Origin of the sequence: Mycolicibacterium llatzerense, assembly GCF_000878195.1 — a bacterium.
GTDB classification, from domain to species: domain Bacteria; phylum Actinomycetota; class Actinomycetes; order Mycobacteriales; family Mycobacteriaceae; genus Mycobacterium; species Mycobacterium llatzerense.
In genome coordinates this window covers 43,079-58,074 of record NZ_JXST01000023.1, presented here as the reverse complement: position 1 = coordinate 58,074, position 14,996 = coordinate 43,079, and the positions used below count along the sequence as shown (strand labels likewise).

Here is a 14,996-nt window from a genome sequence, read left to right as displayed (position 1 = left end):
GAAAGGACCGCATCATCGGAACCGGCAGCGAATTACCCAGTGGTGCACTGCTTCTGGGTGAAGACCGGGTCACGGGCTCCTCCGGCGGATTGCACCACCACGTCTATCCCGGTACCGGTCGCGTGAACGCCATCGTCGAGATGGCTGGAGCCGCTGAGGTCGACAGAGCGGTTGGCATAGCCACGCAGGCTCAGCGGAGGTGGATGTCGTACCCGCCCGACCGGCGCCGCGACATCCTGTTCGGTCTGGCGGATCTCATCAGCGAGCACCACACCGAATTCGCCCGGATCAACACCAACGACTACGGTGTGCCGACGGCGTTGGCCGCGACGTCGGTGCTGACCGAGCGATTCCTCCGTTTCTACGCCGGGTACGTCGATAAGGCCGATGGCGCAAGCACTCCCGTGATGGGTGGCTTCGACCTCAACTTGGTGGAGCATGAACCGTACGGCGTCGTGGGCGTGATCGCGCCGTGGAATGGCGCCCTCGTGGTGATCGGGCTGGCGGTCGCTCCCGCTCTGGCCGCGGGCAATGCCGTCATCGTGAAGCCGTCGGAACTTGCGCCGCTGGCGGCACTTCGGTTCGGCGAGCTGTGCCTGGAGGCCGGCTTGCCTGCCGGGCTCGTCAATGTGCTCCCCGCGGGAGCGGACGGCGGCGAAGCTCTCGTGCGGCACCCTGGAGTGGGCAAGATTCATTTCACCGGAGGCACTGCCACTGCCCGGCGAGTGTTGACCGCTGCCGCGCAGAACATCACCCCGGTGGTCGCCGAACTCGGGGGCACTGCCGCCGCCGTCATCTTCGACGATGCCGATCTGGATGCGGCCGCGAGTCTGTCCGCGCACCAGGGCCCGATCATGCAGGCCGGCCAGAGTTGTGCCTGTAGCAGCCGAATCTTTGTCCACGACAACGTATATGACGCATTCATGGAGAAGTTTCTCGCTGCCGTGACACGCGCCCCGATCGGCGACCCGCTGCGCTCCGATGTGCTCTTCGGCCCGGTGATCCACCAGGCCGCCGTCGACCGCATCCTCACGACCGTCGAGCTGGCGGTCACCGAAGGGGCCGGCGATCTCGTGCTCGGTGGCAATCGGATCGGCGGCGAGCTGGCCTCGGGGTTCTACGTCGAGCCGACGGTGTTCGCGGAGGTTGACAACCGGTCACCACTGGCCCAACAGGAGACGTTCGGGCCGGTCGTATCGGTGATGCGGTTCAGCGACGATGCCCAGGCCGTGGATCTGGCCAATGACACCCGGTACGGGCTCAACGCTTTCGTTCACACGACGAATCTCCAACGCGCCCATGCCGTGTCACGGCAGCTTCAGGCCGGGTCGATCTGGGTGAACAGTCGAAGCGACATCCAGCCCCAAGGTCCCTATGGCGGATACAAGCACAGTGGTATCGGCCGGTCGGGAGGAACCGAGGGCCTTCGCGAGTTCCGGCAGACCAAGAACATCCGGATCAAGTTGTCCTGATCAGCGTGTCAGGCCTCCAGCCTGGCCCGGACACTCGTGAGTCGTTCCCGCAACTCGGCCTCGCTGATGACGCCGCGGGCGACGAGCGAGTGTGCGAGCGAGACCAACTGGCTCTCGGGGTACGGCACGCCGGCGTACACGGTGGCCGAGAGGGCGTCTTCCTCGTCGCGGCGTTCCTTGAAACTGAGCACTTCGGTGTGGCACGCCGAATGGTCGAGCGCGTCGCATAGGCCGTCGAGGCTGGTTTTCCATGGGGGAACCGGGTTTTCCACGCCCCACTTGGCTGCCATGCGTGACCAGACCTGGTCGCGCGCCACGATGTCTTGCAGGGGAGCAATCTCGCTCATCCGGCCGTCCCCGGGTGCGTGGCCGGGCGGGTTGTCACGATCACATTGGTGGTCACGCCCGGCTTGGGGAGCGCCACCCCGATCAGGCAGTCGCGCGTGATGATCTCGGCGAGTTGATCTTCGGTCCACCCGTCGGTGCCCTCGGGGCGCATCGGCATCACCATGAAGCGATGTTTCTGGTTCGAGTCCTCGACCCGGACCTCGATGTCGTCGGGCAAATAGAGCCCGAATTCGGCCAGCACCTGACGGGGCCAGCGGACCAGGCGCCGCCGGTAATTGGGCGTGCGGTACCACTCGGGCGAGTTTCCAAGAATCGGCCGCGGATAGCACGAGCACAGCGCGCAGACGATGACGTGATGCACCGTGGGCGTATCGGCGAGGATCTGGAATGCGACGAAATCGCTTGGGGTGCCGAAGCCGGTGGGCTCCAGCCAGTCGACGCCGACGGCCTTGCTGGCGGCCAGTGAGTCGTTGACGGCGAGTTCGGCGAACTCGGGGTCGAGCCAGGCGCGGGCGACCAGTCGGGCAGCGGGGGTGGGGCCGATCTGCTCGGCGAACTCGGTGAACCGCCGATGCTCCTCGGCGGTGAAAATGCCCTTCTCGATACACAATTCGCGCAGCGCGATCTCGAGCACCTCGAAGTCGGTGATCTCGTCGACCATGGGTTTCACCGTGCGGGCGTGATCGTGGTCATGATCATGGTGGTGATCGGAGCCGTGATCCGTCATGTAGATCCTTTCTGGCAACAGTGAATTGAGTTAGGTGGCGGCTTGGAGCCAGCGTTCGGGGATTTCGGTGCGCAAGGTGTCTTTGGTCGTCCCGGTGTAGTCGTGCCACAGCTCGGACTGGTTGAATTCGACGACGTAGAACCACTCGGGAGGCGCTTCGGGGATGTCCCAGGTCTCGTCTTCCGGCGCCGGGCTTTCGTAGGCCAGGACGGCGACGGTGCCGGTCGCGCCGCGCACATATTCGGGAGTGCGGGTGTAGAAGATGACGGGCAGCTCCCGCACCGTCACCTTGTCGCCGATCTTGAATTTCGGCGTGCCCGCCTTACCGGCATAGATCTGCGGATCGCCGATGCCGACTGCCTCGATGTGGTGCTTGTTGCGTATGACATTGGAGCCGTCACCAACCGACTTGGGTTGGGCGTCGAGAGTCTTCCCGTTGAGCCCGCCCTCGTACCGGCCCTTGACCTCGGCCATGCGCTCCATGAGTTCGCCGAGGGCGATGTGGTGCTTCTCGATCAGCACCCGCGCGACCGACAACAACCAGCGGCCGTAGTAGGGCAGGCCCAGGTATTCGGCCCGGCCCACGTCGACGTTGCCGATCCGGCGCCGTTCCTCCGACAGCCAGATCCCGCGCCAGGCCAGCACCTCGCAGATCACGTACGTCATGTGTTCCCACAGTTCGTACTGCTTGTTGACGTACTCCATGGGCGCATCGGGTTCGCCGCCCACGTCGTGGACCGGTTTCAGGTACGCCGCGATGCGGGCGGAGTCGAGCATGTCGGGGTAGGGGGCGTCGGGAAGTTCCGGATAGGACGATTTCAGTCGGGACGTCAAGCCCAGTTGGGCTGCGCGCTCGGCCGCTGTGCTCATGACAGCTCCTCGGGTTGTGCAGACGCAACAATCTGACGCGAGGGGCCGATTCGGCATCCAACACATGCTGAGGAACGAACGCACCCCCGGCGTCCTCGCTCACATGACTACGTGACGACGATAGCTCCGTGCCCGTGACCTCGCGTCATTTTCCTCAAATTTACTGAATGCTGTTGATGCTCAGCGGTATTCGTCTGTTTACAACGCTCGCCGGCTGGCCTCATGGGCCAGTTGCACTCGGGACGTCAGCCCGAGCTTCGAATAGATGTGTGACAAATGAGCCTGCACCGTGCGCGGCGAGACGAACAGGCGCGCCGCGATCTCCTTGTTGCCCAGCCCGTCTCCGGCAAGCTTCACCACATCGAGCTCGGCGCGGGTGATCGAGTCCCATCCGCTAGTCGAGCGTCGGCGTTCACCGCGTCCGCGCTGTACGTAGGCGATGGCCTCGTCCGTCGTCAGCCCCGCACCTTCGTCCCACGCCGCGGTGAAATCCTCCGGAGACATCGCCGCGCCAAGTGTGGCGACGGATTCGTCGTACGCGGCGTCGTACATCGGGAAGCGGATCATGCCGGTCCGCTGTCGGAATGCCTCGGCGGCCCCCAGGATTCGGGCCGCGCGCCAGGCGTCGTGGCGAAGGATCAGCGCGGCAAGCTGTTCGAGGATGTCGGCAAGAGGCACGAGGGCTCCACTGTCGGCGACTGCGGCCACCGCCTCATGAGCGTGCCGTTCGGCCTCGTCTGATCGGCCCTCGGCCTGCGCGATTCGCGACAATGCCAGCGACGCGAGCGCCAGGTGCCAGCCGGTCGACGAACCGAGGGCCGTCTCGGCCCAGCTGCGTGCAAGCGGCAGGTCATGGTCGGCGATGGCGCTGTGCACAGCGTGGTGGGCCAGATGCACCGCGGCAAGGTCGGGATGCGTACCGCTGAGCTGCTGCCAGTTGTCGGCGCTGGCGGCGCGTGCCGCAGCAATGTCGCCGGCAGCCAGCTCGGCGATCGCCAGTGTCCCGTTGGCCAGCCCGAGGAAGTAGTGGTCGAGTCCGCGGGCCAGGTCGACGGCCTGCAGCGACGTCGCGCGGGCTTCGTCGGTCTGCCCCAAGTTGGCGTAGACAATGCTCAGGCCGAGGGCGGCGCCGACCGCGCTCATCTCGTCGTGTGCCTCCTCGATCTCGGCCAGGACGGCGTGGAATTGCGCGGCCGCTTCGATGAACTCGGCTCGCTGGATGTTGATCCAACCGCAGGACAGTCGGCAGATCCGGAGGCCGTGCCGGTCGTCGATGGTCGCGCCCAGAGTGCAGCCTTCCTCGGCGTACTGCCGTGCGACCAGTGGAAAGCCCGCCGTCTCAGCGACATTGGACTGCCACGCCAGAATCTGGATCAACGACCAGTTGTCACCCACTGCGCGGGCGAGTTCGCCGGCTTCGAGGAAGAAAGTCGCGGCCAGATCGGCATCACCGGTGTACCCGGACGTGAAGCCGCACGCGGTCAGCACCCGGGCGAGTAGGGCGGGGTCAGCGAGCTCGCGGGCAATGGTCAGTGCCTGGCGCGCTGAGTCCATGGTGGCCGACCCGGTGACCCAGGTGTCGAGAAATGCATGCTCAGCCAGAGCGCGAGCGTAGACAGCGGGGGATACGCCGGATTGCTGGTATTGGGACAACGCGGCGTTGAACCACGTGCGCCCCTGCTGGATGCGGCCCCGGGTCCACCACAGCACGTGGAGTGACGAGGTCAGCGCCAATGCTTGTTCGGTGTCGCTGTTTTCCAGGCTCCACTCGAATGCGCCTCGCAGATTGTCCATTTCGGCCTCGGCCTGCGCGACGCGCTGCTCGTGACCAATCTGCACCGGTGCGCTCAGTTGGGCGACCATCGCCGTGTAGTAGTCGCGGTGCCGCGAACGGATGGTGTCGGCTTCGCCTGATTCGCCCAGCCTTTCCAGCGCGTACTGACGCATGGTCTCCAACAGCCGGTATCGGGTGTGGCCGCCGGTGTCGTCGATGACCACCAGTGACTTGTCGGCCAACAGGGTGAGTTGGTCGAGAACCTGGTAGCGCTCGATGGTGTCGTCACCCGCGATGGCACGGACGGCCGTGAGATCGAAGCTGCCGAGAAATACGGCCAAGCGACGGAACAGGATTCGTTCGTTGTCGGTCAGCAGTGCGTGCGACCAGTCCACCGAGGCGCGCAGCGTCTGCTGGCGCCGCACCGAGGTTCGGGAGCCGCCCGTCAGCACCCGGAAGCGATCATGAAGGCTGTCAACGATTTCCGTCAATGTCAGCGTCCGGACCCGGGCGGCGGCCAGCTCGATGGCCAGCGGCATGCCATCGAGGCGACGGCAGATTTCGATCACCGCGGAGGTGTTGTCCTCGGTGAGGGAGAACCCGGCGCGGGCCAGCCGCGCTCGATCGGCGAACAATGCGACGGCCTCGTCGGCCAATGGCAGCGACGGCACCTGCCAGGTCGCCTCGCCGGCGACCCCGAGCGGTTCCCTGCTGGTCGCCAGGATCGAAAGTCGCTGGGCGTCGGCAAGTATCGCCGTGGCCAGCTGTGCGCTGGCCTCCAGCAAGTGCTCGCAATTGTCCAGCACAAGTAGCAGGTGGCGGTCACGCAGGAAGCGCCGAAGGGTGTCGGTGGTCGAGCGGCCGGGTTGGTCCGGCAGGTTCAGCGTCCGCGCTGCGGTGGCCGCGACGGCCTCGGGGTGGTTGATGGGCGCCAGATCGATGTAGCAGACACCGCCGAAGTCGCCGGCGGCCATGGCGGCCACATGCACCGCCAGCCGGGTCTTCCCGGCTCCGCCGGCTCCCGTCAGCGTCACCAGCCGGTGGTCGTCGAGCGTCCGCCGGACATGCTCGATTTCCGTCTGTCGCCCAATGAAATTGGTCAACTGGATCGGTAGGTTGGAACTGCCGACCGCAGTCCGTAGCGGTGGAAACTCGTTGTGCAGGTCGGGGTGACAGAGCTGCGCGACACGTTCGGGCCGGGGCAGATCGCGCAGGGCGTGGGTGCCCAGGTCGATGAGCGTGACCTCGGGCGGAAGCTGTTCGGCCACAAGGGCTTCGGTGACCCCGGACAGGACGGTCTGGCCGCCGTGGGCGAGATCGCGAAGCCGGGCCGCGCGGTTGATGGTGGGGCCGACGTAGTTGTTCTCGTCGCGCAACTGGATGTCCCCGGTATGCAACCCGATGCGCAGCGCGATCGGGGACAGCGGGGCGCGTTGCAGGTCCACAGCGCATGCCACGGCGTCGGCCGCTCGCTGGAAGGCGATGACGAAGCTGTCGCCTTCACCCTGTTCAAGGGGGCGTACGCCGTGGTGGTTCAACGCGACAGCGGAAATGACTTCGTCGAGGCAGGTGATGGCGGCGCGCATCGTGTCGGGTTGGGTGTCCCAGAGCCGTGTCGAGCCCTCGATGTCGGCTAGCAGCAGCGTGACGGTTCCGGTGGGAAGTTCGCTCATGTCAGTCAGCTTGCGTCGGTGCGGATGGGCTAAGCATCAGCCAAATGGCCAATAGTTGTCCAGCATCCACTCCCGCGTAAGCATGTCGGTGGCCAGTTTTTACGCACATCAGCCGACGCAGTACCGGCTGCCGTACCGCGATAGTCGAAACATGACCACTGCAACGGCTTTGCCGACCCTGACTTACGGGCCCGAGAGCACGCTCGACGAGTTCCGTACGGCGCTCACCGGAGCACGTCGGCGCGGGCCGATCGCGTTGGGCCAGTATGGGCCCGAGGTGCTGAGTTATGACCTGGTGCGCACAGTGCTGCGCGACTCCCGGTTCGTCAACCCGCAAGGCAGTGGCCTTGTGGTGCAGGGGATTACGTCCGGGCCGGTGTGGGACCTGGTCGCCAAGCTGTTGATCAGCCTGGAAGGTGCCGAACACAATCGGTTGCGTCGGCTGGTGGCCCGCGCCTTCACCCCGCGGGCGGCCGAGCGGATGCGCGAAGCGTGCGTCGAGGTCATCACCGAGTTGGTGGACCGCCGGCTCGGCGCCGGGCGGTGCGACGTCGTCGCCGACATCGCCACGCCGTACCCGGTACCGATCATTTGCGCCCTGCTCGGCGCGCCCGCGTCGGACTGGCAGTCGTTCACCGGCTGGGCGGCCGACATCACGCAGGTCTTCGGGCTCAGCGTGCGGGAGCACGAGGCGAGAATCCTGCGCGCCTGGACGGAATTGAGCGTGTACGTGGAGCAGTTGATCGCCGACCGCAGAAGTGCCCTGGGCGACGATCTGATCTCCGAACTGATCCGCTCCGAGGATGACGGCGACCGGCTGAGCCACGCCGAGTTGGCGAACCTGACCGCACTCCTGCTGATCGCCGGCACCGACACCACGCGCAATCAACTGGCCGCCGCGGTGCAGGTGCTGGCCGGGCACCCTGAGCAATGGGAGCTACTGGCGCAGCGTCCCGACCTGGCGCCGCAGGCCGTCGAAGAACTGATGCGGCACACGCCGATCGTGCTCGGTGCGATGAGGGTCGCCACCGTCGATGTCGAGCTGGGTGGCATGACGTTCCCGGCGGGCTCGACGCTGATCGTCAATTCCGCTGCGGCCAACCGCGATCCGCAGGTTTTCACCGATCCCGATCGCCTCGACATCACCCGGCAGGGCGCTGCACCGATGCAGACCTTCGGCGGCGGCGTGCACTACTGCCTCGGCGCCCACCTGGCCCGCGTCGAAATGACCGAGGCGCTGCGCGTCATCACCGCGCGGCTGACCGAGGTGCGCGTCGCCGGCCCGGTGCCCTGGAAGCCGATGACGGGCATTTCCGGTCCGGTCGCGCTGCCGATCGAGTTCACTCCCCGACGGTCAGCAAATCCCATCTTTCCCCGCGGGGCCTGACGTGTGATGCTGGGCTCGGCGACCGCGGCGGAAGGGCCTGGCGATGGACGTGAGCACGATCAGCGACGAAATGCGGGAACTGCTGGAACGCGCGCTGGGCCCGTTGCCCGATCCGTGCGATCTGCCGCTTCCGCCCATGGGCCTGTCGCTCGAGGAAGAACGCGAGCAGCGCAAGCGCGACCTCGCGGTGGCGTTTCGCGTGTTCGGCAAGCTCGGGTTCTCCGAAGGCGTCGCCGGGCATATGACAGCCCGCGACCCGGAGCACCCGGAATTGTTCTGGGTCAATCCGTTTGGCATGAGCTTCAACCACATTCGCGTCAGTGACCTGATCTGCGTGGACCACCACGGCCGTGTCGTGCACGGCACCCGGCCGGTCAACGCCGCGGCGTTCACGATCCACGCGCAGGTGCACAACGCCCGGCCGGACGCCGTCGCCGCCGCCCACACCCACTCGCTGTACGGCAAGGCGTTCTCCGCGCTGGGCATCCCGCTGGAGCCGCTCACCCAGGACGCCTGCCCCTTCTACGAGGACCAGGGTCTCTACCTCGACTACCGCGGGGTGGTCCTCGCCGAGGAGGAGGGCAAGAACATCGCCGCCGCGATCGGTGGCAACAAGGCGGCCATCCTGCGCAACCACGGGCTGATCACCGTCGGCACCTCGGTCTCGGCGGCCGCGTGGTGGTTCGTCACGATGGAGCGGTCATGTCAGGCGCAGCTGCTCGCGATGGCTGCCGGCACGCCTACCGTCATCGACCACGACACCGCCAAGCTGGTGCACGGCCAGATCGGCAGTGACCTGGTCGCGTGGTTCCAGTTCCGGCCGCTATGGGAACAGATCGTCGCCGGCCAGCCGGACGTCTTCGACTGATGCGATTTTTCCCGGGTTTCACCGACGAGCGGCTGGCCGTCAACGGGGTCGAGATTCAGGCGGTGATCGGCGGGTCGGGTCCACCGCTGCTGCTGCTCCACGGCGCACCGCAATCGCATGTGATGTGGCATCACATCGCACCTCGACTGGCAGAACGGTTCACCGTGGTCGCGACCGACCTTCGCGGCTACGGTGACAGCTCAAAACCGGCCGGCGGAGGCGACCACGCCGACTACAGCTTCCGGACGATGGTGGCCGATCAGGTCGCCGTGATGAACCAGCTGGGGCACGACTCCTTCAGCGTCGTCGCCCACGATCGTGGTGCGCGCGTGACGCATCGGATGATGCTCGACCACCCCGAGGCCGTGACCCGGGCTGCGCTGCTCGACATCGTCCCCACCAAGTACGTCTACGACCACGCCGACACCGCGCTCGCCACGGCCTACTTCCACTGGTTCTTCTTCATCCAGCCCGCGCCGCTGCCCGAGCTGATGATGCAGCCGACGGCCGCACTGCTGCTCAAGGCGTTTCTGGGGGCCTTCGGTGGCACGGACGTCTACGACCCCGAGGCCATGGCCGAGTACGAACGCTGCTTCGCCACACCGGAATCCATCCATGCGATGTGCGAGGACTACCGCGCCGCGGCCACCATCGATCTCACTCACGACGCCGCGGACGAAGGACGCACGGTCGACTGTCCGTTGTTGATCCTGTGGGGATCACGCGGCGTCGTCGGCCAGCTCTACCAGCCACTGGAAGTATGGCGGCGGTACGCCAGCGACGTGCGTGGCCAAGGCCTCGACGGCGGCCACTTCCTGGCGGAAGAGCGCCCGGACGACGTGCTCACCGCACTGGATGAATTTTTCGGTACCAGTTGACCGCGGCTGCGCGCCCAGCGTCTTCATATCAATATCTGAGCTGATTCATTGCTGGGCCGTTCACTGTGGGCTCATGTCCACTACAACTCGTGCGCGGCGCTACGGCGTCGTCACCCTCGCCGGATTCGCTGCGCTCTCCCTGTCGGCCTGCGGATCATCGAACACACCGGCGCCCAGCTCGAAAGCTGCCAGCACCTCGTCGTCGCCGTCCGCCAGCCCGGCTCCCGGAGGTCCGGGCGGCAAGGACCGGGTGTCCGGGCTGGTCAACTCGGTGTCGGGCGGCACCGTGTCGGTCACGGGGAAGGACGGGCCGGGCACCGTGAACATCACCTCCTCGACGCGCATCACCCAGCTCGCCCCCGGCCAGCTGACCGACGTCACCGCCGGCGAGTGCGTCGCCGTCCGCCCGGTCAAGGGCAACGACAACAACAACAGTGCGGCGGTGACCGCCGCGAACGTCCTCGTCGGCCAACCGCGCAACGCACAATGCGGCGAGAAGGGCGGGAAGCGCGAACATGGCATCAACGGCACGGTCGCCTCGGTGAACGGCAACACGATCACGGTCACCGACGCCGACAACAGCCAGATCACCGTGACGGTGACGCCCGATACCCGCTACACCAAGAGTGCCGGCGCGGACGCGAAGGCGATCGCCGCAGGGATGTGTCTGGGCGCGCGCGGTACCAAGGACGGCAGCGGTGTCCTGCAGGCCACGTTTGCGATGGTGCGGCCCGCGATGAACGGTGCGTGTGGCGGCGGAGGTGGCGAGCACCAGCACCGCTAGCGATCACGCCGGCGGCGCGAAGAACTCCAGCGCGATGCCGTCGGGGTCGCGGAAACTCAGGCCGGACCCGTAGGGCGCGTCGATGACGCCGCCGTGCGTGACGCCCAGCTCTTCGAGCCGGCCGGCCCATTCGACGAGGTCGGCGCGGGAGGCGCAGCCGAAGCCGACGTGATCGAGGCCGGCCCGGAACTCGCTGAACTGGCCCGGCTCGATGGCGCGGTCGTGCTGGTGGATGCCGAACAACGTGCCGCCGGGCAGTGCCCACACCAGATGTCGGTAGCCGGCGTCGGTGTGCTCGTCGAGCACCGGGTCGTCGCCGATCAGGGCGCGATACCAGGGACCGCTGACGGCCATGTCACTGACCGTGACTGCGACATGGTTCAGTGCTGCGAACGCCATGAGATGCCTCCTGATTGTGAATGTTGGGTCATACCACCGGTTTTCCGCGCCGCGCGCGGGCCCGCATATCCCACAGGTACAGCTGGTAGCCGAACAGCCACACATCGCGCGGGACCACCCGGTCGGCCAGTCGCAGCGCCGTCATGAGCCGGTCGAACCAGCGCTGGTGCGCGGGCGTCCAGGCCAGCTTCATGTGGGTGCGGAACTCGGCGGGCAGGAAGCCCGTCGTCGCGAACAGGTTGAACGGACCAGCCAACTGCCGCAGCGGGGTGGGCAAGAACGCCAGCGAAGCCACGCCGTGCAGATGTTCGCGCACGGGTTCGTCGATCTGCAGCTGGTCGAGCGTGCGTTTCCAGTACTCGTCGAAGGCGAGCCGGTCGGCCGGCCACATGCTGTCGCGCACCTGCAGCGTGGTGCCGAGGGTGCGGGCGTCCCGATAGACGGCGTCGGCGGCCTCGGGGCTCAGCGGGCCGTACAGGAACTCGTGCTGATCGATGTAATAGCGGTACAGGCAGGACGCCACCCACAACTGCAGCTTCGGATCGAACGCGCTGTACTTCACGGGACTGGACGCCGTCGACCGCACCAGGGCGTGCACCCGGTCCACCTCGCCGCGGATCAGGGCGCGGTCGTCGTCGGTGCCGTACACGGCGGCCGCCAGATAGGTGCCGGTGGTGCGGGCGCGTTTGAACGGGTGCTTGTAGACATTGCCACTGTCGACGGGGCTTTCCAGCACGCCGTAGCCGACTCCGGGCAGAGCCAGTTGCATGATCACGTTGGCCGCCGGTGCCAGGGCTGCCGCGGGGTTGATGAGGTCGACTACCCGCTTCGGGTGCCGAGGAGGACCGAGCCGCATGATGCCGAGTAAACACCCTGTGAGACGCTGCCCGGCGTGTTTGACAGAAGCGCCGCGCGTGCGGCTGGTCTGGCGCTCGGCTACCTGGCCGATGTGTGCTGGGCCGACCCCCGCCGCGGCCATCCCGTAGCTCTGTTCGGAACGGCGGCCGCCGCCCTGGAGCGCCGTACCTACCGCGACGATCGGCTGGCAGGTGCAAGTCACACCACGGCCTTGCTGTTCGGTTTGGGGGCACTGGGTTTCGGGCTGGAACGCATCGCGCGGGGTCCGGTTGCGAAGACCTTGGTCACTGCCGCGGCGACCTACACGGTGCTGGGCGGCACGTCGCTGGCCCGTACCGGCGCCGACATGGCGGCCCGGTTGGACCGCGACGACGTGACCGCGGCCCGCGAACTGCTGCCGTCACTGTGCGGGCGGGATCCGGCGTTCCTGGACGCCGACGGGCTGGCCCGGGCCGCACTGGAATCGGTCGCGGAGAACACCTCCGACGCGCAGGTCGCACCGATCCTGTGGGGCGCGATCGCTGGAGTGCCGGGCCTGCTGGTGTACCGCGGCGCCAACACCCTGGACGCGATGATCGGGCACCTCAACCCGCGCTACACCCGGTTCGGTTGGGCGGCAGCTCGATTCGACGACATCCTCAACTACCTGCCGGCCCGCGTGACGGGGCTGTGTGTGCTGGCGGTGTCCGGCCGGCCGGCTGCGGCGTGGCGGGCCTGGCGAGCCGACGCGCACAAGCACCCGAGCCCCAATGCCGGTGTGGCAGAAGCGTCATTCGCCGGTGCGCTCGGCGTGCAGCTCGGGGGACCGACGCAGTACGCGCACCGTCTGGAGATGCGGCCGACGCTCGGCGACGGTCCTCCGCCGGCCGTCGCGGATCTGAAACGAGCTGTCCGGCTTACCCGCCGGGTTCAGACGCTGGCTGCCGCCATGGCAGTCGGGCTCAGCGCCGCCGGCCGTAGCGGTCGGCCATTTTCTCCTCGGCGGTGAGCGGCGCGGCCGGCTCGTCGGGGTCGGGGCCGCCGGAAGTCTCTGTGCTCGAACCGGATTGGGCTTTCTCCAACCGACGCTGCCGCATCTCGGCGACCACGAAGTAGCCCAGCCCGATGGGCGCGACGATGCCGAACGCAATCCACTGGATGCCGTACGACAGGAACGGACCGGCATCGAGGTGAGGCAGTGCGATGACCCCGAGACCGCCCGGCTGACCTTCGACCAGCTGCAGGTACTCCGAGGTCAACGGCACGCCGGTCAGCTGCGCGATCTGGGTCGAGCTGATCGAGTACACCTGCGTGATGCCGTCCTGTTTGAACGGTTCCTTGCCTGACATGACGGGTTCGGCGTCCCGGAGCCGCCCCGTGATCGTGACCGTTCCCGGCGGCGGCGCCGCGAACGGCGGGACCCCTTCACCGGCCTTGATGTAGCCGCGGTTCACCAGCACCGTCGGGCCACCGTCGACCGCGAACGGGGTGAGGACTTCGTAGGACGGGTCGCCGTCGTCCGTCCGCAGCCGGACCAGCACCTGCGCCTCGGGGCGGTAGTGGCCCGTCGCCGTCAGCCGTCGCCACTGCGCGTCCGGGGCCGACGAATCCTGGTGCGGCAGGACCGAAGTCAGGGGTACGGGCTCGGTGTTCAACGACGACGCGATCTGGTTGTTCTCCCGCGAGGTGCGGGTGTTCTTGCCCAACTGCCACGGCGCGAGCACCGTGAAGCACAGATAGGCGAACGCGATCACCACGACGAACAGGGCCAGCCACTGCGGCCGGAACAGGAACCCGAGCCGGCGCATCAGTCGCCTCGCTCCGCCAGTTGCTTGTCGACCCAGTCGTGCAGGCCGGGCAGCGAGGCCTCGATCACCACGAAGGTCTCTTCGAAGTCGTCGATGCCGCCGTAGTACGGGTCCTCGACATCCAGCGCGTGTGCGCCCGAACGCGGGTCGAACGAACGCATCATGCGGACCCGGTCCGGGTCGGCGCCCAGGTCACCGAGGATGCGGGTGTGGTTGCGGCCCATGGCGACGACCATGTCGGCCGCGAGGTGCTCGTCGCTGATGGCCGCCGCGGCGTGCGCGGTGGGGTAGCCGTGCGCGCGCAACACCCGCTCGGCCCGGCTGTCGGCAGGGTCACCGGCATGCCAGCCGCCGGTGCCGGCGCTGGTCACCCGGACCAGGTCGGCCAGCCCGCGCTCGTTGATCTGGTGGGTGAACATCTTCTCGGCCATCGGCGACCGGCAGATGTTGCCCGAGCAGATGAACGTCACGTGCACGGCGTCAGACACCCAGCACCTCCCGTAGTTCGTCGACGGTGGCGACCCGCCGGACCGTCGAGTCTTCAGTGAAATCGGTTGCGCCGTAACCCCAGTCGACGACGACAGTGTCGATGCCGTGGTGTGCGGCACCGTGGACGTCGTGCGAGCGGTCGCCGACCATCAGCACCTCGTCGGGCACCGGGGCCAGCTGGGCGAGCGCATGGGCGACGACGTCGGCCTTCGCCGACCGGGTGCCGTCGATGCTGGCGCCGGCGACGACCTCGAAATGCTCGTCGATGCCGAAGTGCTCGACGATGCGCCGGGCGGTCGGCTCGGCCTTCGACGTCGCGACGGCCAGGCGCACCCCGGCGGCCCGCAGGTCAGCCAGCAGGTCCTCGATGCCGTCGAACATGCGGTTCATGGACCAGCCGCGGGTGGTGTAGTCGGCGCGGTAGGCGGCGATGGCCTCGTCGGCCTTCTCGCCAAGGCCGAGGGAACCCAGCGTCACATGCATCGGCGGGCCGACGATGCGTTCGACGAGGTCACCGTCGGGCACGTCAGCGCCGATCGCGCCGAGCGCATGGCGGAAGCTGGCGACGATGCCCTCGGCGGAATCGGTCAGCGTCCCGTCGAGGTCGAACAGCACCAACTGGGGGGTCACGGTGTCATTGTCCCCGATGGACCTGGGGAGCTGTGCCGCGCACTAGGGTCTA

15 protein-coding genes are annotated in these 14,996 nt (G+C 67.3%); 6 read left to right on the top strand and 9 right to left on the bottom strand.

Annotated elements, in window-relative coordinates:
- The first annotated feature begins 11 nt into the window (after positions 1-11).
- Entirely contained in the window at positions 12-1,472 is a 1,461-nt protein-coding gene (locus TL10_RS17005) for an aldehyde dehydrogenase family protein (protein ID WP_043986514.1), read from the top strand.
- Between the two features lie 8 nt (positions 1,473-1,480).
- On the opposite strand, the gene TL10_RS17000 is transcribed toward TL10_RS17005, so the two are convergent.
- The 4 genes from TL10_RS17000 to TL10_RS16985 all read right to left on the bottom strand — a co-directional run bounded on the left by TL10_RS17000 (position 1,481) and on the right by TL10_RS16985 (position 6,864).
- Positions 1,481-1,819: a thiocyanate hydrolase gene (locus tag TL10_RS17000; RefSeq protein ID WP_043986513.1), complete on the bottom strand. Its 339-nt coding sequence runs from the start codon at positions 1,817-1,819 to the stop codon at positions 1,481-1,483.
- Positions 1,816-2,547 (bottom strand): thiocyanate hydrolase subunit gamma, encoded by a 732-nt coding sequence (gene scnC, locus TL10_RS16995; protein ID WP_043986512.1) that lies wholly within the window; start codon positions 2,545-2,547, stop codon positions 1,816-1,818. The genes TL10_RS17000 and scnC overlap by 4 nt, the downstream gene beginning before the upstream one ends.
- Before the next feature lie 30 nt (positions 2,548-2,577).
- Positions 2,578-3,417 (bottom strand): SH3-like domain-containing protein, encoded by an 840-nt coding sequence (locus tag TL10_RS16990; protein ID WP_043400629.1) that lies wholly within the window; start codon positions 3,415-3,417, stop codon positions 2,578-2,580.
- A gap of 198 nt (positions 3,418-3,615) precedes the next feature.
- Positions 3,616-6,864, bottom strand: coding sequence for a helix-turn-helix transcriptional regulator (locus TL10_RS16985; RefSeq protein ID WP_043986511.1), 3,249 nt, complete (start codon positions 6,862-6,864; stop codon positions 3,616-3,618).
- Positions 6,865-7,015: 151 nt separating this feature from the next.
- Between TL10_RS16985 and TL10_RS16980 the strand changes: the two genes are divergently transcribed.
- The 4 genes from TL10_RS16980 to TL10_RS16965 all read left to right on the top strand — a co-directional run bounded on the left by TL10_RS16980 (position 7,016) and on the right by TL10_RS16965 (position 10,781).
- Complete coding sequence (locus tag TL10_RS16980) at positions 7,016-8,251, top strand: cytochrome P450 (RefSeq protein ID WP_043986560.1); 1,236 nt, start codon at positions 7,016-7,018, stop codon at positions 8,249-8,251.
- A gap of 43 nt (positions 8,252-8,294) precedes the next feature.
- Positions 8,295-9,119: a class II aldolase/adducin family protein gene (locus tag TL10_RS16975; protein ID WP_081936818.1), complete on the top strand. Its 825-nt coding sequence runs from the start codon at positions 8,295-8,297 to the stop codon at positions 9,117-9,119.
- Positions 9,119-9,997 carry an alpha/beta fold hydrolase gene (locus TL10_RS16970; RefSeq protein ID WP_043986510.1) on the top strand — a complete coding sequence of 293 codons (879 nt, stop codon included), beginning with the start codon at positions 9,119-9,121 and terminating at the stop codon, positions 9,995-9,997. The genes TL10_RS16975 and TL10_RS16970 overlap by 1 nt, the downstream gene beginning before the upstream one ends.
- Before the next feature lie 73 nt (positions 9,998-10,070).
- The gene (locus tag TL10_RS16965; protein WP_043986509.1) at positions 10,071-10,781 is read left to right on the top strand and encodes a DUF5666 domain-containing protein; all 711 of its coding nucleotides are present in this window, start codon (positions 10,071-10,073) and stop codon (positions 10,779-10,781) included.
- A gap of 3 nt (positions 10,782-10,784) precedes the next feature.
- On the opposite strand, the gene TL10_RS16960 is transcribed toward TL10_RS16965, so the two are convergent.
- Positions 10,785-11,180: a VOC family protein gene (locus TL10_RS16960; protein WP_043986508.1), complete on the bottom strand. Its 396-nt coding sequence runs from the start codon at positions 11,178-11,180 to the stop codon at positions 10,785-10,787.
- 28 nt (positions 11,181-11,208) lie between these two features.
- Positions 11,209-12,036 (bottom strand): oxygenase MpaB family protein, encoded by an 828-nt coding sequence (locus tag TL10_RS16955; RefSeq protein WP_043986507.1) that lies wholly within the window; start codon positions 12,034-12,036, stop codon positions 11,209-11,211.
- Between the two features lie 36 nt (positions 12,037-12,072).
- Between TL10_RS16955 and TL10_RS16950 the strand changes: the two genes are divergently transcribed.
- Entirely contained in the window at positions 12,073-13,026 is a 954-nt protein-coding gene (locus TL10_RS16950) for a cobalamin biosynthesis protein (RefSeq protein WP_043986506.1), read from the top strand.
- Here TL10_RS16950 and TL10_RS16945 read toward each other — a convergent pair.
- From TL10_RS16945 to TL10_RS16935, 3 genes are read right to left on the bottom strand one after another with little or no spacing between them, the layout of a single operon-like run.
- Entirely contained in the window at positions 12,980-13,825 is an 846-nt protein-coding gene (locus TL10_RS16945) for an SURF1 family cytochrome oxidase biogenesis protein (protein ID WP_043400645.1), read from the bottom strand. The genes TL10_RS16950 and TL10_RS16945 overlap by 47 nt on opposite strands.
- Positions 13,825-14,313 (bottom strand): low molecular weight protein-tyrosine-phosphatase, encoded by a 489-nt coding sequence (locus tag TL10_RS16940; protein ID WP_043986505.1) that lies wholly within the window; start codon positions 14,311-14,313, stop codon positions 13,825-13,827. Before TL10_RS16940 ends, TL10_RS16945 begins: the two co-directional genes overlap by 1 nt.
- Positions 14,306-14,944, bottom strand: a complete 639-nt coding sequence (locus TL10_RS16935) for an HAD-IA family hydrolase (RefSeq protein WP_043986504.1) — start codon at positions 14,942-14,944, stop codon at positions 14,306-14,308. Before TL10_RS16935 ends, TL10_RS16940 begins: the two co-directional genes overlap by 8 nt.
- Between the last annotated feature and the right edge of the window lie 52 nt (positions 14,945-14,996).

Bases quoted from the DNA above. Each gene is read 5' to 3' on its own strand.
- TL10_RS17000 (WP_043986513.1), bottom strand. From the start codon at position 1,819: ATGAGCGAGATTGCTCCCCTGCAAGACATCGTGGCGCGCGACCAGGTC.
- scnC (WP_043986512.1), bottom strand. From the start codon at position 2,547: ATGACGGATCACGGCTCCGATCACCACCATGATCATGACCACGATCAC.
- TL10_RS16990 (WP_043400629.1), bottom strand. From the start codon at position 3,417: ATGAGCACAGCGGCCGAGCGCGCAGCCCAACTGGGCTTGACGTCCCGA.
- TL10_RS16985 (WP_043986511.1), bottom strand. From the start codon at position 6,864: ATGAGCGAACTTCCCACCGGAACCGTCACGCTGCTGCTAGCCGACATC.
- TL10_RS16980 (WP_043986560.1), top strand. From the start codon at position 7,016: ATGACCACTGCAACGGCTTTGCCGACCCTGACTTACGGGCCCGAGAGC.
- TL10_RS16975 (WP_081936818.1), top strand. From the start codon at position 8,295: ATGGACGTGAGCACGATCAGCGACGAAATGCGGGAACTGCTGGAACGC.
- TL10_RS16970 (WP_043986510.1), top strand. From the start codon at position 9,119: ATGCGATTTTTCCCGGGTTTCACCGACGAGCGGCTGGCCGTCAACGGG.
- TL10_RS16965 (WP_043986509.1), top strand. From the start codon at position 10,071: ATGTCCACTACAACTCGTGCGCGGCGCTACGGCGTCGTCACCCTCGCC.
- TL10_RS16960 (WP_043986508.1), bottom strand. From the start codon at position 11,180: ATGGCGTTCGCAGCACTGAACCATGTCGCAGTCACGGTCAGTGACATG.
- TL10_RS16955 (WP_043986507.1), bottom strand. From the start codon at position 12,036: ATGCGGCTCGGTCCTCCTCGGCACCCGAAGCGGGTAGTCGACCTCATC.
- TL10_RS16945 (WP_043400645.1), bottom strand. From the start codon at position 13,825: ATGCGCCGGCTCGGGTTCCTGTTCCGGCCGCAGTGGCTGGCCCTGTTC.